General features: G+C 60.3%; 26 protein-coding genes, 1 tRNA gene, 1 other RNA gene and 1 pseudogene. 15 read left to right on the forward strand and 14 right to left on the reverse strand.

The genetic code is table 11. The features are described 5' to 3' along the window. Window positions 1-58: 58 nt before the first annotated feature. Entirely contained in the window at window positions 59-292 is a 234-nt protein-coding gene (locus ACP151_RS17680) for a sulfurtransferase TusA family protein (RefSeq protein WP_424980245.1), read from the reverse strand. Window positions 293-386: 94 nt separating this feature from the next. Between ACP151_RS17680 and ACP151_RS17685 the strand changes: the two genes are divergently transcribed. The 3 genes from ACP151_RS17685 (at window position 387) to ACP151_RS17695 (ending at window position 3852) form a co-directional block, all read left to right on the forward strand. Beyond that, window positions 387-1139, forward strand: coding sequence for a cytochrome c biogenesis CcdA family protein (locus ACP151_RS17685; RefSeq protein ID WP_424980221.1), 753 nt, complete (start codon window positions 387-389; stop codon window positions 1137-1139). A gap of 140 nt (window positions 1140-1279) precedes the next feature. Further along, on the forward strand, window positions 1280-2500 hold the full coding sequence (locus ACP151_RS17690; RefSeq protein ID WP_424980246.1) for a hypothetical protein: 1221 nt from the start codon (window positions 1280-1282) through the stop codon (window positions 2498-2500). Then, window positions 2497-3852 (forward strand): cytochrome P450, encoded by a 1356-nt coding sequence (locus ACP151_RS17695; protein ID WP_424980222.1) that lies wholly within the window; start codon window positions 2497-2499, stop codon window positions 3850-3852. The genes ACP151_RS17690 and ACP151_RS17695 overlap by 4 nt, the downstream gene beginning before the upstream one ends. A gap of 48 nt (window positions 3853-3900) precedes the next feature. Here ACP151_RS17695 and ACP151_RS17700 read toward each other — a convergent pair whose 3' ends face one another. From ACP151_RS17700 to fumC, 3 genes are read right to left on the reverse strand one after another with little or no spacing between them, the layout of a single operon-like run. Continuing rightward, window positions 3901-4119, reverse strand: coding sequence for a ribbon-helix-helix domain-containing protein (locus ACP151_RS17700; RefSeq protein WP_424980223.1), 219 nt, complete (start codon window positions 4117-4119; stop codon window positions 3901-3903). Continuing rightward, window positions 4116-4292 carry a DUF4169 family protein gene (locus tag ACP151_RS17705; protein WP_424980224.1) on the reverse strand — a complete coding sequence of 59 codons (177 nt, stop codon included), beginning with the start codon at window positions 4290-4292 and terminating at the stop codon, window positions 4116-4118. Before ACP151_RS17705 ends, ACP151_RS17700 begins: the two co-directional genes overlap by 4 nt. Then, window positions 4292-5686, reverse strand: coding sequence for a class II fumarate hydratase (gene fumC, locus ACP151_RS17710; protein ID WP_424980225.1), 1395 nt, complete (start codon window positions 5684-5686; stop codon window positions 4292-4294). Before fumC ends, ACP151_RS17705 begins: the two co-directional genes overlap by 1 nt. Before the next feature lie 224 nt (window positions 5687-5910). Between fumC and ACP151_RS17715 the strand changes: the two genes are divergently transcribed. Further along, window positions 5911-6453, forward strand: a complete 543-nt coding sequence (locus tag ACP151_RS17715) for a hypothetical protein (protein WP_424980226.1) — start codon at window positions 5911-5913, stop codon at window positions 6451-6453. A 99-nt stretch (window positions 6454-6552) separates the two neighbouring features. Here ACP151_RS17715 and ACP151_RS17720 read toward each other — a convergent pair whose 3' ends face one another. The 6 genes from ACP151_RS17720 to ACP151_RS17745 all read right to left on the reverse strand — a co-directional run bounded on the left by ACP151_RS17720 (window position 6553) and on the right by ACP151_RS17745 (window position 10844). Continuing rightward, window positions 6553-7023: an SspB family protein gene (locus ACP151_RS17720; protein WP_424980227.1), complete on the reverse strand. Its 471-nt coding sequence runs from the start codon at window positions 7021-7023 to the stop codon at window positions 6553-6555. A gap of 118 nt (window positions 7024-7141) precedes the next feature. Next, window positions 7142-8413, reverse strand: coding sequence for a chromate efflux transporter (chrA, locus tag ACP151_RS17725; RefSeq protein ID WP_424980228.1), 1272 nt, complete (start codon window positions 8411-8413; stop codon window positions 7142-7144). 329 nt (window positions 8414-8742) lie between these two features. Continuing rightward, complete coding sequence (locus ACP151_RS17730; RefSeq protein WP_424980229.1) at window positions 8743-8970, reverse strand: chromate resistance protein ChrB domain-containing protein; 228 nt, start codon at window positions 8968-8970, stop codon at window positions 8743-8745. A gap of 24 nt (window positions 8971-8994) precedes the next feature. Further along, window positions 8995-9456 carry a nuclear transport factor 2 family protein gene (locus tag ACP151_RS17735; RefSeq protein ID WP_424980230.1) on the reverse strand — a complete coding sequence of 154 codons (462 nt, stop codon included), beginning with the start codon at window positions 9454-9456 and terminating at the stop codon, window positions 8995-8997. Between the two features lie 178 nt (window positions 9457-9634). After that, window positions 9635-9987: a transfer-messenger RNA gene (gene ssrA / locus ACP151_RS17740) on the reverse strand. A gap of 128 nt (window positions 9988-10115) precedes the next feature. Beyond that, window positions 10116-10844, reverse strand: a complete 729-nt coding sequence (locus ACP151_RS17745) for a FadR/GntR family transcriptional regulator (protein ID WP_424980231.1) — start codon at window positions 10842-10844, stop codon at window positions 10116-10118. A gap of 199 nt (window positions 10845-11043) precedes the next feature. Here ACP151_RS17745 and ACP151_RS17750 point away from each other — a divergent pair, with 199 nt between their 5' ends. Both ACP151_RS17750 and acuI read left to right on the forward strand, forming a co-directional pair. After that, complete coding sequence (locus ACP151_RS17750; protein ID WP_424980232.1) at window positions 11044-12138, forward strand: dimethylsulfoniopropionate demethylase; 1095 nt, start codon at window positions 11044-11046, stop codon at window positions 12136-12138. A 115-nt stretch (window positions 12139-12253) separates the two neighbouring features. Next, window positions 12254-13246, forward strand: coding sequence for an acryloyl-CoA reductase (acuI, locus tag ACP151_RS17755; protein ID WP_424980233.1), 993 nt, complete (start codon window positions 12254-12256; stop codon window positions 13244-13246). 134 nt (window positions 13247-13380) lie between these two features. On the opposite strand, the gene ACP151_RS17760 is transcribed toward acuI, so the two are convergent. Then, on the reverse strand, window positions 13381-13761 hold the full coding sequence (locus ACP151_RS17760; RefSeq protein WP_424980234.1) for a VOC family protein: 381 nt from the start codon (window positions 13759-13761) through the stop codon (window positions 13381-13383). A gap of 261 nt (window positions 13762-14022) precedes the next feature. Between ACP151_RS17760 and ACP151_RS17765 the strand changes: the two genes are divergently transcribed. The 9 genes from ACP151_RS17765 (at window position 14023) to ACP151_RS17805 (ending at window position 24024) form a co-directional block, all read left to right on the forward strand. Next, complete coding sequence (locus ACP151_RS17765; protein WP_424980235.1) at window positions 14023-15249, forward strand: aminotransferase class V-fold PLP-dependent enzyme; 1227 nt, start codon at window positions 14023-14025, stop codon at window positions 15247-15249. Between the two features lie 23 nt (window positions 15250-15272). Next, complete coding sequence (locus ACP151_RS17770) at window positions 15273-16697, forward strand: cryptochrome/photolyase family protein (protein ID WP_424980236.1); 1425 nt, start codon at window positions 15273-15275, stop codon at window positions 16695-16697. A gap of 81 nt (window positions 16698-16778) precedes the next feature. Continuing rightward, window positions 16779-17984, forward strand: coding sequence for a class I SAM-dependent methyltransferase (locus tag ACP151_RS17775; protein ID WP_424980237.1), 1206 nt, complete (start codon window positions 16779-16781; stop codon window positions 17982-17984). Between the two features lie 28 nt (window positions 17985-18012). Further along, complete coding sequence (locus ACP151_RS17780; protein ID WP_424980238.1) at window positions 18013-18453, forward strand: TrgA family protein; 441 nt, start codon at window positions 18013-18015, stop codon at window positions 18451-18453. 28 nt (window positions 18454-18481) lie between these two features. Continuing rightward, entirely contained in the window at window positions 18482-19606 is a 1125-nt protein-coding gene (locus ACP151_RS17785) for an NUDIX domain-containing protein (RefSeq protein ID WP_424980239.1), read from the forward strand. Between the two features lie 68 nt (window positions 19607-19674). Further along, window positions 19675-20709, forward strand: coding sequence for a cysteine synthase A (locus ACP151_RS17790; RefSeq protein ID WP_424980240.1), 1035 nt, complete (start codon window positions 19675-19677; stop codon window positions 20707-20709). Next, window positions 20706-23141 carry a DUF3772 domain-containing protein gene (locus tag ACP151_RS17795; RefSeq protein ID WP_424980241.1) on the forward strand — a complete coding sequence of 812 codons (2436 nt, stop codon included), beginning with the start codon at window positions 20706-20708 and terminating at the stop codon, window positions 23139-23141. Before ACP151_RS17790 ends, ACP151_RS17795 begins: the two co-directional genes overlap by 4 nt. Then, entirely contained in the window at window positions 23128-23853 is a 726-nt protein-coding gene (locus ACP151_RS17800; RefSeq protein ID WP_424980242.1) for an alanyl-tRNA editing protein, read from the forward strand. The genes ACP151_RS17795 and ACP151_RS17800 overlap by 14 nt, the downstream gene beginning before the upstream one ends. An 81-nt stretch (window positions 23854-23934) precedes the next feature. Continuing rightward, window positions 23935-24024: transfer RNA gene (locus tag ACP151_RS17805), tRNA-Ser, on the forward strand. 903 nt (window positions 24025-24927) lie between these two features. On the opposite strand, the gene ACP151_RS17810 is transcribed toward ACP151_RS17805, so the two are convergent. The 3 genes and pseudogenes from ACP151_RS17810 to ACP151_RS17820 all read right to left on the reverse strand — a co-directional run. Further along, entirely contained in the window at window positions 24928-25533 is a 606-nt protein-coding gene (locus ACP151_RS17810; RefSeq protein WP_424980243.1) for a recombinase family protein, read from the reverse strand. After that, on the reverse strand, window positions 25533-25853 hold the full coding sequence (locus ACP151_RS17815) for a hypothetical protein (protein WP_424980244.1): 321 nt from the start codon (window positions 25851-25853) through the stop codon (window positions 25533-25535). The genes ACP151_RS17810 and ACP151_RS17815 overlap by 1 nt, the downstream gene beginning before the upstream one ends. A 171-nt stretch (window positions 25854-26024) precedes the next feature. After that, window positions 26025-26270: pseudogene (locus tag ACP151_RS17820) on the reverse strand (IS5/IS1182 family transposase); the annotation flags it as partial.

The raw sequence follows: 26270 nt of genomic DNA on the forward strand, positions 1-26270 counted from the left end.
GGAATTCGCAATAACCTCCGACCGTCCCGCAGCACGAGGAGTCCGGCTCTGCTTGTGGTCAGCTACCCTTGCGGATCAGATAGATCTGGTGGCCCGCGCCGTCGCTGTGGCCTAAAAATTCATGACCGGCCTCATGGCAGAAATGCGGCACATCAATCACGGCCGCAGGATCATCCGCCAACAGTTCCAGAATCTGGCCGGGTTGCAGCGATTTCAGCCGCTTGCGGGCCTTTAGGACGGGCAGGGGGCACAGCAGCCCGATGGCATCCAGTGTCTCTTTGATCTCGCTCATGGTTTCCAGATAATCGGGATGTTTCATGCTGTCCACAAGGTTGTGACCAGCCGTCCCCGTGACGTTGGTCCGAAGCTGGCATAAGTGTTGGGACATGTTTGGAATCGAGATCATAGACGCAGGGCTTCTCCCTGCCATGTTGGTGGCGCTGCTGGGCGGCGTGATCAGCTTTCTGTCACCCTGCGTCCTGCCGATCGTGCCGCCTTATCTGGCTTATATGAGCGGCGTCACCATCGGCGAGATGCAAGGCACCGCTGCGGCCCGCCGCAAGGCGACCATCGCGGCATTGTTCTTTGTGATGGGGCTGTCCACAGTGTTTCTGCTGCTGGGGTTCACGGCCTCGGCCTTTGGCGCATTTGTACTGAAAAATCAGGAGCTTTTTGCCCAGATCTCAGGTGTTGTGGTCATTGTCTTCGGGCTGCACTTTCTGTCGGTTTTTCGCATTCCGCTGTTGGATCGCGAGGCCCGGATGGAGGCAGGCGAATCCGGCGGCTCTGCCTTGGGCGCATATGTGCTGGGCCTTGCTTTTGCCTTTGGCTGGACGCCCTGCATCGGCCCGCAGTTGGGTGCGATCCTGTCTCTGGCGGCCTCTGAGGCCTCGGTCAGCCGTGGCACCATTCTGCTGGGCGTCTATGCCGCCGGTCTGGGCATTCCGTTCCTGCTGGCTGCCATGTTCCTCAACCGGTCAATGACGCTGATGAACAAGATGAAGCGCCACATGGGGATGATCGAAAAGGTGATGGGCGGCCTGCTGCTGGTTGTCGGCATCATGCTGGTCACCGGATTGTTCACCACTTTCTCCTGGTGGTTGTTGGAGACTTTCCCGGCGCTGGCAGCGCTAGGGTAACACGCAACGATGCAAAGGGGCCGCAAGGCCTCTTTTTTCGGTAGCTTCCCGGCCTTACTCTTGCCGGATTGCACTGCTATTCTGACGGCAGAAAGGCAGAGCAGGTCAGCGTGGATCAAACCGGTTCCAAACAACAAAAGGTGCGCAGGCGGCGGGTGTTTTACATCCCCGGCTATGATCCGATTCATCCGCGCCGATACCGCGAGCTGTACCGCAAGGAAGGGGCCGAGCAGGCCATGATTTCCGGCTACAGCCTTGCTCTGGCCGCGAAACGGACCAGGGGTCCCTACGGCTGGCATGCCACCGCAGAGATGGACGGGATGCGGGTGGAAACTGACCTCGAGGTGCTGGTCTGGTCCGATATCGTCCGCGGCAGTATGGAGGCCACGATTCCCGGCACCTACTGGCAGCTGCTGCGGACCGCTTGGATCTATATCTCTTCCGGTGCATTGCGGCGGCTGATGCGGCTTCGCAAGGGACCGGTGATAGCGGCACTTTACCCGGTCGGCATGCTGCTGGTGCAGGCGATTCTGGCGCTGCTTCTGGCCTGGGGCGTGGCGCAGGCTTTGGGCCTGCTGGCCGGTCTCGCTGGGCTGGGCGGTTCCCTTGCAGCGCTCCTGTGCAGCGTGCCGGGGCTGGGGGCAGGATATGCGCTGCTGCACTGGTTCAAAAAACGCGACGGCAAGTTTTTTGCGTATTATCTGATGCATGACTACGCACATACGGCGGCCCACCATGGGGAGATGGCGCCGGAGCTGGAGGTCCGGATGCGTCGGTTCCGTGAGCTGATCTCTGAGGCCCTGCAAGACAAGGAACTGGACGAGGTGCTGGTCGTTGGCCATTCCTCTGGTGCGCATCTGGGGGTGTCTGTCCTTGCGGATCTGATCCGCGCAGGGCTGCCCGCAGACCGGCCGGTTTTGGGATTTCTGAGCCTGGGTCAGGTCGTGCCAATGGTGTCATTTCTGCCGCGGGCTTTGCGGTTGCGAACCGATCTGCAATACCTCTGTCAGCGAGAGGAACTTGCCTGGGTGGACGTAACCGCCCCCGGTGATGGCTGTGCCTTTGCACTTTGCGATCCTGTGGCCGTCAGCGGCGTTGCACCAAAAGGCAAGCGCTGGCCGCTGGTGATCTCTGCCGCCTTCACCCAGACCCTCAGCCCGGAGCGGTGGCGGCAGCTGCGCTGGCGGTTCTTCCGGCTGCATTTTCAGTACCTATGCGCCTTTGACCGGCCTGGCGACTATGACTATTTCCGCATCACCGCCGGGCCGCTGACGCTGGCTGACCGCTACAGGGACCGCAATCCGTCCCGCTCCCGGATCGACCTGCCAATTTCCAAATTCACGTCGGTGGCCGCAGAATGAGCCACCCAATGCCGCCGAAACCGCCCGCGCGACCAGAGCGGGTCTCGCTTTGGCGTTATGCAAAGCTGTTTCGCCAGGACATTCTTTCCGCCCAGCCGGCCAAGCTGTACCGTGCCTGGATGGCTGAGTTCCGCACGCCGTTTTTTCGCTCTTTTCTGGTCAATCAGCCGGATCTGGTGAAACTGCTGCTAAAGGAGCGCCCGGACGACTTTCCGAAATCCGACCGTATCGCAGAAGGGCTCAGGCCGCTGCTGGGAAATTCGGTTTTCCTGACCAACGGCGACGACTGGAAGCGTCAGCGGCGGATTATTGATCCGGCTTTTGAGGGCGGGCGTTTGAAAGATGCTTACCCGGCCATGCGGGCCGCAGCAAAGGCCGCTGTTGCGCGTCTGGAGGGGCGCCGGGGGCCTGTCGAAATTGAAGAAGAAACATCGCATGCGGCAGCGGATGTGATTTTTCGCACGCTGTTTTCAATCCCGATCGAGCATGAGGTGGCAGGAAAGGTCTTTTCCGGCTTTCGGGATTATCAGCGCAGCCAGCCGTTGCTGAATTTGGCGGCCTTTGTGCCGCTGCCGCGCTGGATGCCGCGGTTTTTCCGCCGCGGCACCCGCAGGAATGCCGCGGAAATCCGGGCGCTGATCGCACAGCTGACGGCTGAACGCATGGCGGCCATCGGGGCAGGGCAGGCGCCGGACGATCTGGCGACCAAGATCATGACCACCCGGGACCCGGAAACCGGCAGCACCTTTGATGCGGCCGAGATGGTGGACCAGGTGGCGATTTTCTTTCTTGCCGGCCATGAAACCAGCGCCTCTGCTCTGGCCTGGTCGCTGTATCTGATGGCGCTTTACCCGGAGTGGCAGGAGAAGCTGGCCGCAGAGGCGGATGCGCTGGAGGATGAGAGTTTTGCCGCAGTTTCAAAGCTGAAGGTCAGCCGTGATGTGTTCCGCGAGACCCTGCGGCTTTACCCGCCTGTTCCGATGATGGTGCGCCAGGCCGCCGGTCCGGAACAGTTGCGAAACCGGCGCGTTCCCAAAGGGTCGCAAATGGTTCTGAGCCCCTGGCATTTGCACCGGCATGAGCGGTTGTGGGACAATCCCGATGGCTTTGATCCGGGCCGGTGGCAGAGGGAGAATGGCAAGCAGTGCCAGCGCGATGCATTTATCCCGTTTTCGGCGGGTGCGCGTGTGTGCACCGGGGCGGGTTTTGCGATGGTGGAAGGTCCGCTGCTGCTGTCAACGATCCTGCGCCGGTTCCGGGTTGAACCCGTCGCGGACAGGGCACCTGTGCCAGTGGCGCATCTGACTGTACGGTCAAAAAACGGGATCTGGCTGCAGCTGTCGCCCAGGTAGCCGCGAAAATGCGATATTGCGCAGTGTTTTTATGGTGCCGGGATGTGGTCACTGCGCTTTTAACCGCCGCAGTACAAACAGTCGGATTGCAGAGGCCAGCCCGCAGTCTCCGCCGCGGCTGTCATCAATCTCGGCGGCCAACTCGTTGATCGCCCGCCCGTCCTGCGCTGCGATCTCGCGGAAGGCATGCCAAAAGTCATCCTCCAGCGAAACTGACGTGCGGTGTCCACGCAGCGTCAGTGAGTGCTTCTTGGGGCGGGCGTTCATTCGTCGCGCTTATGGTCGTCCAGCCGCCGGACGTCTTGCGCATTGCGCGCCTTGTCCAAATCCTTCTCTGCCTTGGTCCGGCCGAAGGTCACGGCATTTTCGTCAGCGCGGGCCTTCTTTTCGGCCCGCGCTTTTTCTTTTTTGTACCGGTTCAGGTTGACCGGCTTTGCCATCAGTCTTTTGGTCCGATCATCTGCTCCGGGCGGACCACGGCATCAAAGGTGGCCTCATCGACAAAGCCAAGGGCGATGGCTTCCTCCTTCAGAGTGGTGCCGTTTTTGTGGGCGGTCTTGGCAACCTTGGTGGCATTGTCATAGCCGATGGTCGGCGCCAACGCGGTGACCAGCATCAGGCTTTCGTTCATCAGCTTGTCGATGCGCGGCTCATTGGCCTGGATGCCGTTCAGCATCCGCGCGGTAAAGCTGTCCGCCGCATCGCCCAGCAGCTGGATCGACTGCAAGAGGTTATAGGACATCATCGGGTTGTAGACGTTCAGCTCGAAATGGCCTTGGGAGCCTGCGAACTTGATTGCTGCGTCGTTGCCCATCACATGGGCGGCCACCTGGGTCAGGGCTTCGGCCTGGGTCGGGTTCACCTTGCCCGGCATGATCGAGGAGCCGGGCTCATTCTCCGGCAGAATCAGTTCGCCCAGACCCGAACGCGGGCCGGAGCCGAGGAAGCGGATGTCGTTGGCGATCTTGTAGCAGCTGCCCGCAATGGTCGCGAGCGCGCCGGACAGGAACACCATGGCGTCATGCGCAGCCAGGGCTTCGAATTTGTTGGGCGCGGTGACAAAGGGAAGACCGGTGATTTCGGCCATATTGGCGGCAACCTTCTCGCCCCAGCCTTTCTGGGTGTTCAGGCCGGTGCCGACGGCGGTGCCGCCCTGTGCCAGCTCATAGATGCCGGGCATGGCTGCTTCGACACGGGACAGGCCCTGACGGATCTGATGCGCATAGCCGCCGAATTCCTGGCCCAGCGTCAGCGGGGTCGCGTCCTGGGTGTGGGTGCGGCCGATCTTGATAATGTCCTTGAACTCTTCCGACTTGGCCTCCAGCCCTTCGGCCAGTTTTGTCAGACCCGGCACCAGCACGTCGCGCACCATCATGGCGGTGGCGATATGCATCGCGGTGGGGAAAGTGTCGTTAGAGGACTGGCCCATGTTGCAATGGTCGTTCGGGTGCACCGGGTCCTTGGAGCCGATGACGCCGCCGAGGATCTCAATCGCGCGGTTGGCGATCACCTCGTTGGAGTTCATGTTGGACTGGGTACCGGAACCGGTCTGCCAGACCACCAGCGGGAAGTTGTCGTCAAACTTGCCGGCCACCACTTCGCTGGCCGCTTGGATGACGGCGTCGCCGATCCGGGAGTCCAGCTTGCCCGAGTCCTTGTTGGCCATGGCGCAGGCCTGCTTGATCACGCCGAGCGCGCGCACGATGGCAACCGGCTGTTTTTCCCAGCCGATCGGGAAATTCATGATCGACCGCTGGGTCTGCGCGCCCCAATATTTGTTGGAAGGGACCTCAAGCGGGCCAAAGCTGTCGGTTTCGGTGCGGGTCTCGGACATCCGTCGCCTCTCTCTGTTGTATGCGGTTGTATGCCGTTTAGCCGGTGTGTGAATGCGGCGCAATCAGCCAGTCGCGCGCAGCATAGCCAATCGCACGGTCAGGTATAGTGCCGTTTTGCCACAATCGCGTGGAGGCCATTGTCTGTTCATGTGCTATTGTTACATTGCGGGACGGGGACAAAGTATCCGGGAAGGAAATCAACGTGCTGATCCGTTTGCAAGCCATGCGTAATCTTCAAATGGCCATTGCGCCTGCGCTGGCGGCTGCCGCTTTGCTGATGTTGCCCTTGCAGGCGCGTGCCGATGTTTCGCGTTTTGCCGGCGAATACCGCGGCAGTGTCGATATCGTCAGAGCCGATGGCGACATCGACCCCCGGGATATGAGCGTGAAAATCCAGGAAACCCGCGAGGGCTTTGTTGTGAGCTGGACCGCGACCACGGAAAAAGATGACGGCCGCAAGAAAACAAAGAGCTATGAGGTCGAGTTTGTGCCGAGCGAGCGAAACGGTGTTTTCGCGGCTGCGATGACCCGCAATGTGTTCGGTCATGCGGTGCCGCTCAACCCGATGGAGGGCGAGCCCTTTGTCTGGGGGCGGGTCACCAACGGCACGCTGACCGTGTTTTCGCTTTTTATCCATCCCAACGGCGACTACGAGATGCAGCAGTATGACCGGACACTGGCCGATGGCGGGCTTGATCTGGTCTATATCTCGCGTCTGAATGGCGAGCCGAAACGTCGGCTGGAGACGTTTCTGGCCCGGCAATAGCGCAGGGCAGGTCTTGCCTCTCTTTGCCAGCGGCCTGAACAGGCAAAGAAAAGGCGGCCTGTTCAGGCCGCCCCTGCCAATCTCAGGTGAAATTGCGGATTACTTCCGGAAGCTGTCCAGCGACACCACATCCGCGTCCTTTTTGGCCTCTGCGGGAGCTTCTTCGCTTTCCGCCTCTTCGTCGTCGGTTTCCGGGGCATAGCCTTCGGCTTCTTCCTCGGCGCTTTCAAAGCGCAGGCCGAACTCCACGGAGGGATCCACGAAAGTACGGATGGCGTCATAGGGGATATAAAGCGGTTCAGGGGAATCGCCGAAGTTCAGCGTCACGGCAAACCCATCTTCTTCGACGGTCAGATTGTCGAACCAATGCTGCATGACCACGGTCATTTCGCCGGGATAACGGTCTGACAGCCAGTCGGCAATTTCCACGTCGGGATGGTCCGTGTCGAAGGTGATGAAAAAGTGATGGTTGCCGGGCAAACCATTATCGGAGACGTCCTGCAGCACGGTCCGGATCAGGCCGCGCATGGCTGAGTGCATCAGGTTGCCATAGTCGATTTCACGGGACATGCAGTCACCCTTTGTTCATTTGCTATTCAGCATAGGAGATTCTGCTGGAAACAAAAGAGCAGCCTTGATGACAGTGCAATAAAATTTTGTGTCTCGGCAGGTAGGCGATGCGGCGCAGTCAGCTGATTGCAAACGGGAATTCAGCTATGGCAAGACCTGCCGCTGCCATCACTGCTAGCAGGAACAGCATATTACCACGCACTGCCCAGGCAGCCAGCGGCGCCAGCAGAACCAGCAGCACAGCCGGTGTGTTCATGCTGCTCCAGACCGGAGTGGGAACCTGCAGGAGGCCAGCCTCGAAGAGCTTTGTGTCTGCAAAAGCCACATGCATCAGGAACCACACCGACAGGTTCAATATCACACCGGCGACAGTGGCGGTGACTGCTTTCAGCGCCATGCCGAGGCGCGGATGTGTTGCAATGCGCTCCACATAGGGCGCGGCGGCGAAGATCCACAGGAAGCAGGGCATGAAAGTGGCCCAAAGCGCCACCGCGCCCGCTGCGAAGAACAGCCCGAATCCACCCTCCTGCAATCCAGACAACATGGCGACGAACTGGGTGACCAGAATCAGCGGCCCCGGTGTGGTTTCCGCCAGACCCAGCGCATCGATCATTTGGCCTGCGCTGATCCAGCCGAATTGAGTGACAACGGTCTGGCTGATATACGCCAGCACGGCATAGGCGCCGCCAAAGGTCACCACTGCCAGCTTGGAGAAAAACCAGCCAATGTCTGCCAGGAACGCTGCGCCAAAAAGGCTTAGGGCAATCAATGGCAGCAGCCACAAGGCGCCCCAGACCATGATTGTGCGCAATGTGCTGCCATTGTGCACAGCCGGGCTGTGGGCCGCTGCGGCAGCACTGGCATCCTTGCGCATCAGGCCAATGCAGGCCGCGGCCAGCACCACCAGCGGAAACGGCAGGTTCAGCAGGAAAAGCGCCGCAAATCCGCCGCCGGCCAGGCCCCAGTCAAGCGGGTGCTTCAACGCCTTGCCTGCAAGCCGCCGCAGGGCTTGCAGGATGATGACAACCACGGCCGCTTTCACCCCGAGAAAGGCCGACTGGACTGCGGGCAACGTGCCGTATTGTGCATAAAGCCAGACCAGCGCAACAATCACCGCGGCACCAGGCAGTACAAACAGCAGGCCGGCCAGAAGCCCGCCAGCGGTGCCACGCATCCGCCAGCCGGTATAGGTCGCCAGCTGCATCGCCTCTGGCCCGGGCAGGAGCATGCAGAAGGAGAGGCCGCGCAGGAAACTTTCGTCACTCAGCCAGGGGCGATCCTCGACCAGTTCCTTGTGCATAACCGCAATTTGCGCGGCGGGGCCGCCGAAACTCAGCACGCCAATGCGTCCGAAGACACGGAACATCTCGGTCCAGTTCGGGGGGGTCATGATGTGCGCTCCGCAGACTGGTCGTGGCACCTGCCGTGGCCATCATGGTCCCAGCGGTAAAGCGCGTCATATGATGTCATGCCTGCCTCAAGCCGTTGATGGTCATCCTTGAACCGGCGCGACAGACCAACCGGGAGTGCGAGACGTCCCCGCTGTCTTGGCCAGCCGGATCATGCCGGATTGTGTCGGCGCCTCGCACGGCCCGGGCCAGACTGTCAAGCGCCGCTGTTCTGTGGTTTAAGTCAACCTGCATGATGCCAAAGATGCCATGCCCGCCGCGGTGCGGCCAGAGCAGGGGCCCGACGTCAATCAGCGTGGCAACGCCCCCTTCAGCAACGCTTGCAGTGTCCGAGGGGGGCAAACAGGCGCCATGCTTTTGCATCGACCAAGGGGCGGATCAGCCAGCGGCACGCGATCCGGTCAATTTTCGGCCTGTGGCGGGTTACCCACAGGGGGCGCCGCTCGCGGGCAGGGGCAACATGTGATCCTTGGGCTGTCGCTTTGCGGGGCGTTCGCGTCTCTCCCCATGGCGTCTTACAGGCGCGTTTGCGCAGCACCTGTCACGCATCGAAAGGCGGATGTCATCCCAACCGTTCCCCGGTCATGCAGATGGCCAAAGCCTCAGCCGGCAGTTGGCCAAGCTGTTCGAACAGTTGGAAGTAATCCATATTGGAATGCAGTTCGGCAATCTTGCCGTTTTCCACCCTTGCCATGATTTGCCCGGTGATGTGAAAGGCTGTTCCGCCCTTTGGACTACTGGTGTCTATCAGTAGGCGCACGGATATCCAGTCGCGGGTTTCCATTGCATGGGTGAAGCGAACTTTCATTGGTCCCACGAGGCTGCGCAGCGTGTCGACCACCTCGCCGTAGTCGCAATCCGGGCCGGCCAGCGCCGACACCGCTCCGGAGACGATCGTTTCTGCGGTCATCACCTTGGATACGGCCCCCAGGTTGCCCCTGCACCAGATCTCTTGGAACATGAAATGCAGCAGATGTGCCAGCGGCATTCCGGCAGTGGTGTCCGGGTCAAATGGGGCGGCCATACACGGGGCGACGCACGCAGCGGGTTCAGCTGCACTGCCTGCCGGAGGTGACTGGCCCGGAGAGGCTTTTGATGTGTCGGTGGTCTTCATCATGTTTCCCCTTTGAGCGGCCGTGCCTGGCTGACGATGGGCACCCGTTCGGCTGCGTCCAGCAAGCATAATGTCAGCGAAAAGGTAAAGTGCAGGTTTCTGTTGCCAGGTACCTGCGAACCCCGCCTTACGCTGCTAGGCACAAGGACTTAGTTTCGGCGACCCGAACTGCTTACGCAGCCAGAGCCATTGCCGGAGCACGATTGTCATTTGCAATTGTACAAGTTTCGCCGGTAACGGTGGCAGACAGCCGAGACAAAGCTAACCCCTTTAGACGTCCGTCGATCCTATTTCGTCCCCATTGCCGCCAAATGAACGGGTTTGGTGGAGACGCCGGGTACCGCCCCCGGGTCCGATCCGCTTATTACGAGCGCGTTTATGTCCATAGTTCCACAAGGGAACAGGGGCTATATAATCCGCTTCATTCCGGTTGCAAAGGGGAAACCGAAATCTTGCGAGGATTCCGGCTGTTTTTCCGGGAGGGAAAAGGGCGCTGCCATACCAGCTTGCGCAGTGGGGCCTTGTTACGGAACAGTACGGTTTGCGCCCGGTTTGCGGCTGGCAAGCCTTTACCGCTTTGCCCGTGCTGCAAAGACGTCGGCCGCCAGCTTGCGGGTTTCATCCTCCAGGTCCTGGAGGCCTGCAACAGCTGCGCTGCCGTCGCCGGCTTCGATGTCATCAGCGATCCTTGAATGCAGGCCGGTGATCACTGCGCGGTCGCGGGCGGTGAAGGTGATCATGTTCATCAGCGGCTGCATCGCCTCCACCGCGCCTGCCAGTTGATAAGACAGGACCGGGTTGCCGGCCCCGTCCACCAGCGCCCGGTGAAAGGCAACATCAGAAGCGCAGAACGCCTCATCTGTCAGCCCCGGCTGCCCCTGGCGGAACGTCTCTGCCCGCATTGTTGCCAGATGATCGGCGCTGCGGCGTTGTGCTGACAGCGGCGCGCAGGCACGCTCCAGTGCATAGCGCGCCTCGCAAGCCGTATCAAAGCTCACCGCGTTCATGCTCAGGAGAAGCGTCGACGTTGTGACCTGCTGCGCATAGGCATCCTCAAAGCTCAACCGGTTTACAAAGGCGCCTCCGGATGCTCCGCGCTGGGTGCGGATCAGCGATTGCGCTGCCAGCCTCTTCAGCGCCTCGCGCACGGTTGGGCGGGAGACTTGGAAGTGGTCCGACAGCTCCACTTCAGACGGCAACCTCTCATCCACGATCAATCTGCCAGAGATGATGGCTTCCTTGATGGCCTGGGCTATCTGTACCGACAGGTCGGCAGAGCTGTTGGGGTCAATTTTCATACCCGGGGTCCTGTCACGTGACTGCGCCGGAACGCCGCCGGCAAGAAATCATTTGTCTGACATTTAAAAGTCTGACATTTAATATCTAAGACCTGAGTCGGGGGAGGGCAATGCCTGAGACCGCTGCAATCAGATCTTTGCGGCAGCTATTCTGCCGTATGCAGCCAAATCACTGAAACGCTCAAACGGAGACTTGAGCATGGCAAGCATCTTCCCTTCCCGGCGCATTCGGCGCACGCCCTTTACCCCCGGTGTCGAAGCCGCCGGTGTCAAAGGCTACACGGTTTATAATCACATGCTTTTGGCCACTGTGTTTGACAGCGTGGAAAACGACTGTGCCCATCTGAAGCAGCATGTGCAGGTCTGGGATGTTTCCTGCGAGCGCCAGGTCAGCATCAAGGGACCGGATGCGCTGCGGCTGATGAAGCTGATCAGCCCGCGCGATATGGACAGGATGGCTGATGATCAGTGCTACTATGTGCCAACTGTCGATCATAATGGCGGCATGCTGAACGATCCGGTGGCGGTGAAACTGGCAGCGGATCACTACTGGCTGTCGCTGGCAGACGGTGACTTGCTTCAATTCGCGCTGGGCCTTGCCATCGCCAAAGGGTTTGATGTGGAAATCACAGAACCCGACGTGTCGCCGCTGGCGGTGCAGGGGCCCAAGGCAGATGAGCTGATGGCCCGGGTTTTTGGCGACGCGGTCCGGGACATCCGCTTTTTCCGCTACAAACGGCTGGAGTTTCAGGGCGCGGATCTGGTTGTGGCCCGGTCCGGCTGGTCCAAGCAGGGCGGGTTTGAGATCTATGTCGAAGGTTCCGGGCTGGGTATGCCCTTGTGGGAGACGCTGTTTGCCGCGGGCGAAGACCTGCATGTGCGGGCAGGCTGCCCCAATGCGATTGAGCGCGTTGAAAGCGGATTGCTGAGCTATGGCAACGATATGACCCGCGAAAATACGCCGTATGAATGTGGATTGGGCCGGTTCTGCAATTCGCCCGAGGATTACATCGGCAAGGCAGCGCTGGCAGAACAGGCGGCAAATGGACCGGCCCGCCAGATCCGGCCGCTGGTGATCGGCGCAGAGATCCCGCCGTGCCTGGATGCCTGGCCGCTTTATGCAGATGGGCGCCGGGTTGGTGAGATCGGCTCGGCTGTCTTCTCGCCTGAGTTCGGGCTGAATGTGGCAATTGGCATGGTGGACCGCTCCCATTGGGCGCCCGGCACCGTGCTGGAAGCCGAGACCCCGGCAGGCATGCGGCCTGCAACGGTTCAGGAGAAATTCTGGCGCTGATAGGACGTGACCGGAAGGGGGCGCTGCCCCCGCCGCGGCAGGCCGCGGCTCCCCCGGGATATTTGGGGCCAGAAGAAAATGGGATCTGGGCCGCAGTACAGAAAAGGATGGCACAATGTTCAATGCACTGGTGGTGAACAAGGACGAAGACAGCGGCAAGACCTCTGCGGTGGTGGAGCAGATCAGCCTGGATCAGCTGCCCGAGGGGGAAGTGACCGTTGCGGTCGAATATTCCACTGTGAATTACAAGGACGGTCTGTGCATCGGGCCGGGCGGCGGGCTGGTGCGCAAATATCCGCATGTGCCGGGCATCGATCTGGCCGGCACCGTCGAGGCGTCCTCCGACGCGCGCTACAGTCCGGGCGACAAGGTGGTGCTGACAGGCTGGCGTGTGGGGGAGGCCCATTGGGGCGGTTATGCCCAGAAGGCCAATGTGCGCGCCGACTGGCTGGTGCCGCTGCCGGAGGGGCTGGACAGCCGCCAGGCAATGGCTGTGGGCACGGCGGGGTTCACGGCCATGCTGGCGGTTATGGCACTGGAGGACCACGGGCTGGAGCCCGGTCAGGGCCCGGTGCTGGTGACCGGGGCCGCGGGTGGCGTCGGCTCTGTTGCCACCGCGATCCTGGCCAATCTGGGGTATGAGGTTGCCGGTGTGACCGGGCGTCCGGAAACCGCGGACTATCTGACGTCCCTGGGGGCAACCCAGATTGTTGCCCGCGAAGACATCAATGAAACCACCAAGCGCCCGCTGGAAAGCGAATCCTGGGCCGGATGTGTCGATGCCGTTGGTGGCGCCATGCTTGCGCGGGTGCTGGGGCAGATGAAATACGGTGCCTCGGTTGCCGCTGTCGGACTGGCGGGCGGCGCGGCGTTGCCTGCCACCGTGATCCCGTTCCTTTTGCGCGGTGTGAACCTGCTAGGCATCGATTCCGTGATGCAGCCTTATGACAATCGCGTTCGCGCCTGGCAGCGGATCGCCAATGATCTGCCAATGGCCAAGCTGGAGGCGATGGTCCGGCCTGCCACCCTGAGCGATCTGCCGCATCTGGGGGCGGAAATCCTCAAGGGGCAGGTCAAGGGGCGTGTCGTGGTGGACGTCAACGCCTGACAGTCAGACGGCCTGAAAACAGACGGCCCGAAAGCCGACCACACAGGCTCCGACCACACAGGCTCCGATCACTCAGGCCCCTGTCGCACAGGCCCCGATTTACCCAGGCACCGATCATACGGGGCCTGTCTGGGTCACTCATTGAATTTGAAGAAGCTCAATGAGTTGCCATCCGGATCGCAGGCATAGAAGAACCGACCGGGCGGGATCTGGATGGTCTCCGACATCACCTTGCCTCCGGCATCTGCGACCCGCGCCATGATATCTTCCAGTTCACCTTCAGCGGTCAGATGCAAAGTTGGGCCGCGGCCGTCGCCGGCAGGTTTGCCTGGATAAAGATGCAAGGCAATGCCGGTGGCCTCATCTGCCGGTTTGAACATTGCAATCGGGTTCGGGCCGCTGTTGTCGATGCTCAGATTGGCGCCGGTCACCTGGCTGTAAAAGCGGATAGCTGCATCCAGATCGGTGACAGGCAACTCGGCCCAGACCAGAAAATCCTTTGGGGTAAATCCCATGTCTCATCCTCCTTGATGTGATGCTGCCAGACTGCCGTAAGCTCATGACAGTTTCCGTCATCAGGCTGGGCGCCTGGCCGCACTGTTGTCGGTACGTTGCGGCTTTTGCCTCTGGTCAGGCTGTTTGCGTCTTGCGGGGCTGCCTGCGATCCCTCAATCCTTGTGCAGGAACGCGGCTTGGCTGGAAGACCTGCCATGTTGGGGGCGATCCCTGGCATGGGCCGGTCCGCCCCTGAACCGCAGGGATTGAGGAGATACGCGATGAGTGTTTTGGATATCGATTTCGTCCGGGCACAGTTTCCTGCCTTTGCAGAACCCAGCCTGGAGGGGCAGGCGTTCTTTGAAAATGCCGGCGGGTCCTATACCTGCCACCAAGTGATAGACCGGCTGACCCGGTTTTACACCCAGCGCAAGGTGCAGCCTTATGCGCCATATGAGGCCTCCCGTCTGGGTGGCGCGGAAATGGACGAAGCCCGTGCGCGTCTGGCTGCGCTGATGGGGGTTGCCACGGATGAGCTGAGCTTTGGCCCCTCCACCACCCAGAACACCTATGTTCTGGCCCAGGCTTTCCGCAGAATGATGAAACCCGGAGAGGCGATCATCGTCACCAACCAGGACCACGAGGCCAACACCGGCCCCTGGCGACGGCTGGCCGAAGAGGGGATCGAAATCCGTGAATGGCAGATCGACCCGCAGACCGGCCATCTGGACACGGCGCAGCTAGAGAACCTGCTGGACGAAAATGTCCGTCTGCTCTGTTTTCCGCATTGCTCCAATGTGGTGGGGGAGATCAACCCGGTCGCAGAGATCACCGCGCTGGCGCATGCTGCCGGTGCTTTTGTCTGCGTCGACGGCGTTTCTTATGCGCCGCACGGGCTGCCCAACGTGGATGAGTTGGGCGCCGATATCTACCTGTTTTCTTCCTACAAGACCTATGGGCCGCATCAGGGCGTCATGGTGATCCGCCGGGCGCTGGGCGAGCTGCTGCCGAACCAGGCGCATTACTTCAACGCTAGTGATCTCTATAAACGCTTCACCCCGGCAGGTCCCGACCACGCCCAGGTCGCCGCCTGTGCAGGCATGGTTGACTACGTCGAGACGCTGGCAGCGCACCACGGCCACAGCGGCGGCACTGCCGCGCAAACCGGTGCCTTTGTCCACGATCTGATGCGCGCGCATGAGATCAAGCTGCTGCAGCCGCTGCTGGACGCGGTGACGGATCGCAATGATCTGCGCCTGCTGGGGCCGTCGATTGCCGAAAACCGCGCGCCGACTGTTGCCTTGGCCCTCAACCGCGCAGCTGAACCGGTGGCGGCGCAGATGGCAGAGCATGGCATCATGGCTGGCGGTGGTGATTTCTACGCGGTGCGTGCGCTGGAGGCGCTGGGCATTGATCCAAGCGAGGGCGTGCTGCGTATCAGTTTCACCCACTACACGTCAGAGGCGGAAATGGCCAAACTGATCGAGGTCTTGGACCGGGTGCTATAGCAGAAACTGCGCAAGGAAATGACATGAACAGCCGTGCCCCGGTCATCTGGTGGATCAGGCGGGACCTTCGTCTGGCAGATAATCCGGCTCTTACGGCTGCTGTGAACAGCGGCGCGCCGGTGCTTCCTGTCTATATCCTGGACCCGCAGGATGAGGCGCTGGGCGCGGCGCCCAAATTCCGGCTGGGATTGGGGCTGTCGCATTTCGCGCGCGTGCTTGAACAGGTCGGCTCCCGCCTGATCCTGCGCCGTGGCCCGGCTCTTGCTGTGCTTGTGGATCTGATCGGGGAAACCGGGGCAGGGGCCGTGCAGTGGTCCCGCCTCTATGATCCGCAGGCCATCAGCCGCGATACCGACATCAAGGCGCAATTGAAGGCACAGGGGACAACCGTCCAATCGCATGGCGGTCGGCTGCTGTTTGAACCCTGGACCGTCGAGACCAAGACCGGCGGCATGTACAAGGTCTTTACTCCGTTCTGGAAATCCGTGCGTATGCGCAGCATAGAAGGCCTGTTGCCCGCGCCGGACAAACTGGCCGCACCGGACAGATGGCCTGCCAGTGATGATCTGGCTGCGTGGACCATGGGCGCTGCCATGCGCCGCGGCGCCGAAGTTGTGGCCCGCCATTGCCGCGTGGGGGAGGCTGCGGCGCAGGCGCGGCTGGACGAATTCCTGGCAGACAAGGTCTTGGCCTACAAGGACCGCCGCGACTTTCCGGGGGAGGACGCCACCTCTGGCCTGTCGGAAAACCTCGCCTGGGGGGAAATCAGCCCGCACCGGTTGTGGCACCGGGGGCGTGCGGCGATGGAACAGGCCGACCAAGGCGCCGAGACCTTTCTCAAGGAGGTCGTCTGGCGCGAGTTTGCCTATCATCTGATGTACCATTCACCCCACATCCTGACCGGCAGCTGGCGGCCAGAGTGGCAGGACTTCCCTTGGTCGCAGGAAGCTGTGCCACAGGTTCAGGCGTGGCAGCGCGGCCAGACCGGCTACGGCTTTGTCGATGCCGCCATGCGAGAGCTGTATGTGACCGGCAAGATGCACAACCGCGCCCGCATGGTCACCGCAAGTTTCCTGACCAAACATCTGATGGCGCATTGGAAAATTGGAATGGACTGGTTCGCGGATACGCTGGTGGACTGGGACCCGGCGGCCAATGCCATGGGCTGGCAATGGGTTGCGGGCTGCGGCCCCGATGCCGCGCCGTTCTTCCGGATTTTCAACCCGTCTTCCCAGTTGGAAAAATTCGACCCGTCAGGCGCCTACAGTCGCCGCTGGATTGCCGAAGGCCAGGGCTGCCCGCCGCAGACCGCGCTGGATTTCCACGATGCAGCGCCGCGCGCCTGGAACCTGTCAGCGGACATTGCGCGGGCTGAACCGGTCATCAGCCTGCAGGCGGGGCGGGCGCGTGCGCTCACGGCCTATCGCAAATACCGTGACAGCGGCTGACGTACCGTTTTCTTGCCTGAATGCCCCCTGCGGCCTAGCTGTTTTGCATACCACGCCCGTATCTCGCAGAGGGGGAAGCGAATGAAACTCACATCCGTTGAGGGCCAAAACAACCTGCCGCGCTATTTCCCGGCAGTGTTTGCCAAGGTCAAGGCCATGCAGATCGGGCAGCTGGATATACAGCTGCCGGACGGCCGCATCTTTACAGCCAAGGGCAGGAACCCAGGACCTGCCGCCGACCTGATCATCCACCACCCTGACTGTTTTGCGCGCCTGATCCGCGAGGGCGATCTGGGCTTTTCTGATGCCTATCTGGATGGCTGGTGGAGCACCACTGACCTGCAGGCCTTTATGGATCTGGTGCATATGGGTGCAGAAACCGTTTATGACGGTTTCCCGGGGCAGGGGCTGGCCCGCGCCTATGAACGGTTCCGCTTCTGGCTGCACCGCAACCATCGCCGCCAGGCCAAAAAGAACATTTCCTATCATTACGACCTCGGCAACGATTTCTACCGCCTGTGGCTGGATGACACGATGACCTATTCCAGTGCTCTGTTTCGCAGCGGACAGGACAGTCTGGAGGCAGCGCAAACTGCGAAATATGCCTCCATGGTGGATCAGATGGGGGTGCAGCCCGGCGATCATGTGCTGGAGATCGGCTGCGGTTGGGGCGGTTTTGCCGAATATGCCGCCAAAGAGCGGGGGCTGAAGGTCAAGGGGCTTACGATCAGTAAGGAACAGTTAAGGTTTGCCCGTCAGCGCATTGAAAACGCGGGATTGTCTTCTCAGGTAGAGCTGTGCTTGCAGGACTACCGCGACTGCCGCGGCCAGTTCGACGGCATCGCCTCGATTGAGATGTTCGAGGCGGTGGGAGAGGCATATTGGCCGACATATTTTGGGGCCATTCGTGACCGGCTGAAACCCGGCGGCAAGGCCACGCTGCAAATCATCACCGTTGCCGACCGGCGCTGGGAGATTTACCGCAAAGGGGTTGATTTCATCCAAAAGCATATCTTCCCCGGCGGCATGCTGCCGTCCCCCTCTGTGTTGCGGGGGCAGGTCGAAAGGGCCGGACTGGGCGTGGTGAAATCTATCGAATTCGGCAGCAGCTACGATCTGACGCTCAGGCGCTGGCACGAGACCTTCAATGCCCGCTGGGACCAGATTTCCGGGCTCGGATTTGATGAGCGATTTCACAAGATGTGGAACTTTTACCTCACTTCCTGCGCAGCTGCCTTTAAGACTGGAAATTGCGATGTGACGCAGATTACAGTTGCGCATCGGTAATTGAACTGCGCCACGGAAATAGAAAAATATGCCCACTGGAGCCCGACTGACTGCAGCATTGTGCTTGGCCTTGCTGGCGTTGATCGTGTCTTTTCTGGTTATGCCACAGATGCCTGAAGGCACGGATTTTGGCTACTTTGTGCATGTGAACGTGGTGCTGGGGCTGCTGTGCGGCTGGATCTTTATGGGGCGGCGGGCAGGCGGCGGTTTGGTTCCTGCCATCAACAATGGTCTGACCGGGATGGCAGTGATGGTGCTGTGGGCTTTGTTCATCCAAGGCACCTGGGAAATGTTCCGGCTTGCCATGCGGCACCGCTACGATGGCCCGTTTGAGGCGCTGTCGCAGATTTTTGTGATTGCGCTGGACTATTTCTTTGTTATCGCGGTTCCGACGGTGCTGGTGCCGCTGGTCGTTGGCGGTGTGCTTGCTGGCCTTGCCACTGAAAACGCCTCCCGCCGCTGGCGCTAAAACACTTCTTAACAACAGGTTATATCCCGTGGCTGATCTATTTTTCTTTGGCACGCTGCGCCATGTTCCTTTGCTTGAACTGGTTCTGGGCCGCAGCGGCGATGCGCTGAATGTGCTGCCCGCCAAATTGCCCGGCCACGGTGTGTATCAGGTTTCAGGGCAGCCGTTTCCCGCGATCGAAGAGCGCCAGGGCGCCACGGCGGATGGCGTTCTGGTACAGAATTTGTCACCCACAGATCTGGACGCGCTGAATTTTTATGAAGGCGGCTTTGGCTATGCGCTGAAACCGGTTTCCGTGCAGCTGGAGGATGGCAGTGCAGCCGGTGCCGAAGTTTATTTTCCGGAACCCGGCCTGTGGCAGACAGCCGAGCCTTGGGACTTGAACGCTTGGGCGGACAAATGGGGGGCGCTGTCCCTGCGCGCCGCTGAGGAGGTGATGGCCTATCACGGACGGATGACAGCGGAAGATGTGGCCCGTTGCTTTCCCTCCGTGCGCCGCCGCGCCGCCGCATGGCTGGCAGGGCAGGCCCGGCCCGGGGACGGTGTGCACGATCTGTCCAAAGATGTGATTGTCCATAGTCACAATCGGGCGCATCTGAACTTCTTTGCAATGGAGGAGATGGATCTGCAGTTCCGCCGGTTTGACGGCAGTATGAGCCCGGTGATGAACCGGTCTGCCGCTATGGCGGGGCATGCGTCGGTTGTGCTGCCTTACGACCCTGTCCGCGATCAGGTGCTGCTGGTGGAACAATTCCGCGCACCACCGTTCATCATGGGGGATGCGCATCCGTGGATGTGGGAACCGGTTGCCGGTGTGATCGACCCCGGAGAAACCGCAGAGGAAACCGCCCGGCGCGAGGCGGTCGAAGAGGCCGGCGTCACCATTCAGCGCCTGGAAACTGTGGCGCGCGGCTATCCGTCCAGCGGTGCCCTGGCGGAATATATACATATTTTCATTGGCATAACGGATCTTTCCGATGTTGGCATCGGTGGCGGCGTTGCGGGTGAAGGCGAAGATATCCGCAGCTGCATTCTCAGCTATGATGAGCTGATGGCGGGCATTGATGCGCAGACCTATCAGGACATGCCGCTGGTCACTGCGGCACTGTGGCTGTCACGGCACCGTGAACGGATTCGCAAAGACAGCAGCTGACCCGCTTCCCGCCTTGTGATCACCGGATCGCTTGGCTACACCTTGGGGGAACGATCGAAAGGGATACCATGCGCATTGCACGCGATCTGGCTGATGCCATCGGCCAAACACCTCTTATCCGCCTGAACCGGGTCAGCGAAGAGACCGGCTGCGAGATCCTGGGCAAGGCGGAATTCATGAACCCGGGCCAGTCAGTCAAGGATCGCGCCGCGCTTTACATCATCAAGGATGCCATTGCCAGCGGCGCGCTGAAGCCGGGCGGCACCATTGTTGAAGGCACGGCCGGCAACACCGGCATCGGCCTGGCGCTGGTCGGCGCGTCAATGGGGTTCAAGACGGTGATTGTGATCCCGGAAACCCAGTCCGAGGAAAAGAAGGACATGCTGCGCCTGGCCGGCGCCCAGCTGGTCCAGGTTCCGGCGGCCCCATACCGCAACCCCAACAACTATGTGCGCTATTCGCAGCGTTTGGCGGAGAAACTGGCCAAGACCGAGCCCAATGGCGCCATCTGGGCCAACCAGTTCGACAATGTCGCCAACCGTCAGTCCCATGTGGAAACCACCGGCCCGGAAATCTGGGAACAGACCGGCGGCAAGGTGGACGGTTTTGTCTGCGCTGTCGGCTCTGGCGGCACCCTTGCCGGTGTGGCTGAGGCACTGCAGCCCAAGGGGGTGAAAATCGCGCTGGCCGACCCGATGGGGGCGGCGCTGTTTTCCTACTACACCACGGGCGAACTGGCCTCCGAAGGCGGCTCCATCACCGAAGGCATCGGTCAGGGCCGGATCACCAAGAACCTCGAAGGCTTCACCCCGGACTTCAGCTATCAGGTGCAGGATGCCGAGGCGGTGCCTTATGTCTTTGACCTGCTGCATGACGAAGGCCTGGTGCTGGGCGGCTCCAGCGCGATCAACATCGCCGGTGCCGTGCGGATGGCCAAGGACATGGGCCCGGGCAAGACCATTGTGACCGTGTTGTGCGACTATGGCACCCGCTACCAGTCCAAACTTTTCAACCCTGATTTCCTGCGTGAAAAGAACCTGCCGGTGCCAGAGTGGATGACCCACACACCTGCGTCGATCCCAGGTGTTTTTGAGGACGTATGACACCCATACTGACCGCTTTGCGGACCGTTTTGCTGGGGCTGGCCTTTGTGGCCGGCCTCGCGTTGCCTGCTCTTGCCCAGCTCAACGCTGACGCTCGGGCCTACTATCAGGACTGGCTCAAGACCGCGGCCCGCGCCGAGGAGGTCATTGACGCCAAACGCGCCTCCAGCGCCGCTCTGGAAACGCTGCGTGTCGAACTCACCACCTACAGGCAGAACTTTCTGGATGCGCGGACCGGCAACGGCGACCGCATCATAACGCTGGAAGGGCAGCTGTCGGCCCTTGGTCCTGCACCGGGCGACGGCGAAAGCGAGCCGGAAGACATTGCGAACCTGCGTGCCTCGCTGGAACAGCAGCTGAACGATCTCAAGGTTCCCCGCATCGTTTCAGAAGAGGCTTACAGCCGTGCCGACGGGCTGATCTCGGAAATCGACACAATCATTCGCGAGCGCCGGACCCGGATTCTGCTGGAGCGCGGTCCGTCTCCGGTGAACCCGGAAAACTGGTCAGGTGCTCTGCGCGCATTGAACCGGTCAGGCAGCCTGCTGTGGAATGAAACCGCCAACAAGCTGTCCAGTCAGGCCACGGCCGAACGTATCAGGCACGAACTGCCGGTATTGCTGATCCTCCTGGCTATTGCTGCGCTTCTTATTTTGCGTGGCCGGTCCTGGGCGCGCGCGGCGGGCAATTATCTGCGCAGATTTGGCAGCAGCGGACGCGGGGTCTGGAGTTTTGTTGTCTCGCTGCTTGAAGTCGTGCTGCCGTTCATTGGCATCATTTGCCTGACTGCTGCTGTCGAGCTATCCGGCATCCTTGGTATCCGGGGCACCCTTTTGCTGGACTATGTGCCGGGGTGGGCGCTGCTGATCCTGTCTTTTCATTGGCTGGGCAACCAGCTGTTTTCCAGCCGGATCGAAAACGATCTGGTGCCGGTTCAGGAAGGGCGCCTGAATGAAACCCGGCTGATGGTCGATATCCTGGCTGTCATTCTGGTGCTGCAGGATGCGCTCCGACAGCTGGACGTGATCGAAAGCATCCCGGCCGAGGCCCATGCGGTTGCCAGTTTCCCGTTGATCACAGCGGCGGCATTGGTGCTGCTGCGGCTGCACCGGATTGGCGTCAAGCAGCGGCAGAAACAGACCAGTACCACTGCTGAGGAGGACGGCGCCATCTCAGTCGGCGCCAATCGCCTCATGACACTGGTGCGCCGGGCCACTTATCTGCTGGGGTTCGTTTCACCCGTTCTGGCGGTGCTTGGCTATGTGAATGCGGCCGAGGCGCTGATCTACCCTGCGGTGTCGACGCTCGCGCTGCTGGCGGCCCTGATGGTGTTCCAGCGTTTTCTGGGTGATGTGTATGGCTGGCTGTCTGGCGCCGGTTCTGCCGCCAGGGATTCGCTGTTTTCCGTGCTGATCGGTTTTGTACTGGTGGCGCTTGCGATACCGATGCTGGCGCTGATCTGGGGGGCCCGGATCGCCGATCTGACAGAGCTGTGGTCGAAGTTCCTTGAAGGCTTCCAGATCGGCGATGCCCGCATTTCGCCCACTGCCTTCCTCAGCTTTGCTGTGGTGTTTGCCATCGGCTATACGCTGACCAGGCTGGTGCAGGGCTCGTTGCGCAACTCGCTGCTGCCCAAGACCAAGATTGACCCAGGTGGTCAGAACGCAATTACCGCAGGCCTCGGCTATGTTGGTATCTTCCTGTCTGCGGTCATCGCCATCTCCACTGCCGGGCTGAACCTGTCGTCGCTGGCCATTGTTGCCGGTGCGCTGTCGGTGGGCATCGGTTTCGGCCTGCAAACCATCGTGTCGAACTTTGTTTCCGGCATCATCCTGTTGATTGAACGCCCGATCTCCAAGGGCGACTGGATCGAGGTCGGCGGTCTGATGGGCTATGTGCGCGATATCTCGGTGCGCTCGACCCGGATCGAGACCTTCGACCGCTCCGACGTCATTGTGCCGAACTCTGACCTGATCAGCGGGACCGTCACCAACTATACCCGTGGCAATACCGTGGGCCGGGTGATTGTGCCGGTGGGTGTTGCCTATGGCACTGACCCGCGCAAAATCGAAGCGATCCTGCTGGATATCGCCAAGGCGCATCCGATGGTGCTGCTTAACCCGGCGCCTTATGTGGTGTTCCAGGGCTTTGGCGCCGACTCCTTGGATTTCGAAATCCGCGCCATCCTGCGGGATGTGAACTGGGTTCTGTCGGTGAAATCCGACATGAACTATGAAATCGCCCGCCGGTTCGGGGAAGAAGGGATCGAGATCCCGTTTGCACAGCGCGATATCTGGATCCGCAATCCAGAGGCGCTGGCCAGCGGCACACCTGAAGCTGCCAAACAGGCGCCGCAGCCCACGGCGGCACCGATGAAGCCGGATCTGGGCGATATGCAGGATGCAGGAGGAGAAGGTGATGCCGACAAGTGAGCTGCTGTTCCGCAAGGACGCCTATGCACGGATGACCGAAGCACAGGTCCTGGCCCATTCCGATCAGGGTGGGATCGTTCTGGACCGGACCTTGTTCTATGCCACCGGCGGCGGCCAACCCGGTGACAGCGGCCAGCTGTTGTGGGGGGATGGCCAATGTTCCATTGCAACCACGGTCAAGGGCGAAGAGGGCGCGGTCATTCTGCTGCCGCATGAAGGCGAGACCCTGCCTGCCGTGGGAACCACGGTGACCCAAACCCTCGACTGGGAGCGCCGCTACGGCCACATGCGCGTTCACACGGCGCTGCACCTTCTGTCTGTTGTCATTCCGCTGGAAGTGACCGGTGGTTCCATCGGTGCGCAAAAGGGGCGGCTTGATTTCAACATGCCCGAGGCGCCGGACGATAAACAGGCGCTGCAGGACCAGCTGCAGGCGCTGATCGACCGCGACCTTGCGGTTTCCGAGGACTGGATCACCGACGCGGAACTGGATGCCAACCCGCAGCTGGTCAAAACCATGTCGGTGTCGCCACCGCGTGGCGCAGGTCAGGTGCGGCTGGTGCGGATCGGCACTGCGGACGAACAGGTCGACCTGCAGCCCTGCGGCGGCACCCATGTCCGGCACACCGGTGAAATCGGCCGCATCCGCCTTGGAAAGGTTGAGAAAAAGGGCAAACAGAACCGCCGGGTCTACCTGCATTTGGAGCCCTGAAAAAGTTTTCGGGGGGAAGTGAAGTTTTTGCAGTTTCGGCTCTTGCATTTCCCCCGCCGATCCTTCAAAAGCCCCCTCAACGGAGAGGTGGCCGAGTGGTCGAAGGCGCACGCCTGGAAAGTGTGTAGGCGGGAGACCGTCTCCAGGGTTCGAATCCCTGTCTCTCCGCCATTTTACTTTCTAGACCATAAAGACACTCTAACACCTTGAATGGTAAGGTAGTTTTTGGTGTTCGAAGTCCTTCCGCGCGCGAATACGAAATCCGCTCCGCAAAGGCCAATCTCAACACCTTTTTGCGCGCCAGCAGATCGCCGCTTTCCCAAAGCTTCCAAGGGCTTGAGAGGAATTCACAGGCGTGTTCGAACAATTGCTCAAAGGTATGCGCCTTAGGGCGCTGTTTTGACAGTTTTTCATCCAGTATCAGCTTCTCACGCTCCATTTTCTCAATCCGTTTTTCATAGGCTGTGATGATAGATGGGCTGTCCGCTTCGACGATGCGGTCCAGCAACCCGTCGATTTGTTTTTGCAGTTTGCTGCGTTCCGAACGGATCACACGTTTGTCCGCCTCCATCTGATGGGACCGCTGGCCCCACGCATCCTTGAACATCTTCTTGGCCAGCGCGAACATGCTTTGAGACGGTGTGAGATCATGTAGAAGCGTGTCGAATTCTCCTTCCAGCACATCGCGGCGGATCGACTTGCGATAGCTGGGGCATCCCTTGGCATGGCACAGATAATACGGGTGTTTCTTACCTGACTTGCTGGTGGACCAGCAGGCCGTCAGCAGCGTATTGCAGTCATCGCAGCAGACAAAACCCCGCAGAGGGAAATCTGCGTTGATATCCTTGCGAGCGGGCGCTCTAGCCCCGTCCTTGATCCGTTGCTGAATCAATTCATGAGTCTCAAGAGAAATCAGGCCTTCATGATGCCCCTTGCGCAGCGAGACATCCCATTCAGGGATTTCGATATAGCCTGCGAAGTGGATACGGGTCAGCAGCCGTATCACGCGCTCATATCGGATGGTGCCGTCTTGAAAATCCTTGGGGAAGATCGGTTTGGATTCGAGGAAGCGCTTCACTTCAGCCTGCGTTTCAAAACGGCCTGTGGCAAACCCCTCAAGCGCTTCTTGAATGATAGAGGCCATGGGTTCGTCGCGTACCAGCATGTTGCCGTGGCCCGAGACGCGTTCGTACTTATAGCCGATGGGAGCGCGGAACACCCAATAGCCGTGAGCGCCCGACCGCGCATACGGTTCTTGGTCTGCTCGCCGTTCTTCTGGCGTTGATGCTGTGAGACCGAAGCCAGCAGGTTCTCGACCAGAATTGAATCGCTGTCATCACCAAACTCGATGGAGGGGCTTTCCAGCTTGCCCCCTGCTTCAGCGAGCATGGCGCGCAGTTGCCAGTGGCCAACAACATCCCGCGCAAAACGATTGATGTCGTCGATGATGACAACACAGGTTTCTTTCTGGCTCGAGAGGAATTCAAGCAGGGCCATCATGGCAGGACGCGAAGCATCGCCACCCGATTTGTTGTCATTGAAAATCTCAAGAATGTCATAGCCCTTGTAGCGGGCATATTCACGGCAGCGGCTTTCTTGCGAGGCCAGACCGTCGCCCTTCTTCAACTGCGCCACGCTTGAGACGCGGCAATAAATGACTGCTTGTTGTTTTGCTTCCATCAAAGACTCCTTTCCTCTGGTCCGCCGGATTGCGGAGCTACGGCTTGTTCAAAATGTTTGGTGGTTCTGTCCCAGTTTAACACATCAGAGGCGGGCAATTCAGCAAGTGACACGTCTTTTCCACAGGCCTGCTGGATGGGGTGAATGCCAAAACCGAGATCAACAAAGCTGACCATGATGGTCCATAGAGCCTCTATCAGCTCGTGCTTATGCTCTTCCGAAATATCTTCATCCTCGAAGAACGGCAGATAGGCTTCCCAATCAATCTCAAGCCTTGGCGGGGCCGTTTCTGGGTTAAACTCTGGGGGTGTTTTGGTCATGTCTGCCTCTTTCTGCCCCACCTGTGTTTCTCTGGGGCGTTTGTGTTTCTGTTTGCTGTCCTCCTCTCCATTCCGCATCTTGCGGAAGAACATAAAGGGAACAAATTATCATCAAACGGGCGTTGTTGCGCAACTCGTTTTGAGGACGAGCTTCCCCTTTCCGCGGCGGATTCATCCATCACACACGATCTCGGCGGTGCCGAGGGCCGAGAATCGGTTCATGAGAGCGATGCGGATGTGGATTTCGGCGGTTTGTCTGTCTGGGTCCCTCGCCATGATGCGTTCGCCGAATGCCTTGAGGCATAGCATTTTGGCCTCCACGCGACTTCGGATGTGATAACCACTCCATCGTTTCCACAGCGCCCTGCCGAAGCGTTGCGAAGCGCGCAGTATCTCGTTGCGCGCCTTGGCGGCGGG

The sequence above is a fragment of the Leisingera sp. S232 genome, assembly GCF_049800895.1.
GTDB lineage: Bacteria > Pseudomonadota > Alphaproteobacteria > Rhodobacterales > Rhodobacteraceae > Leisingera.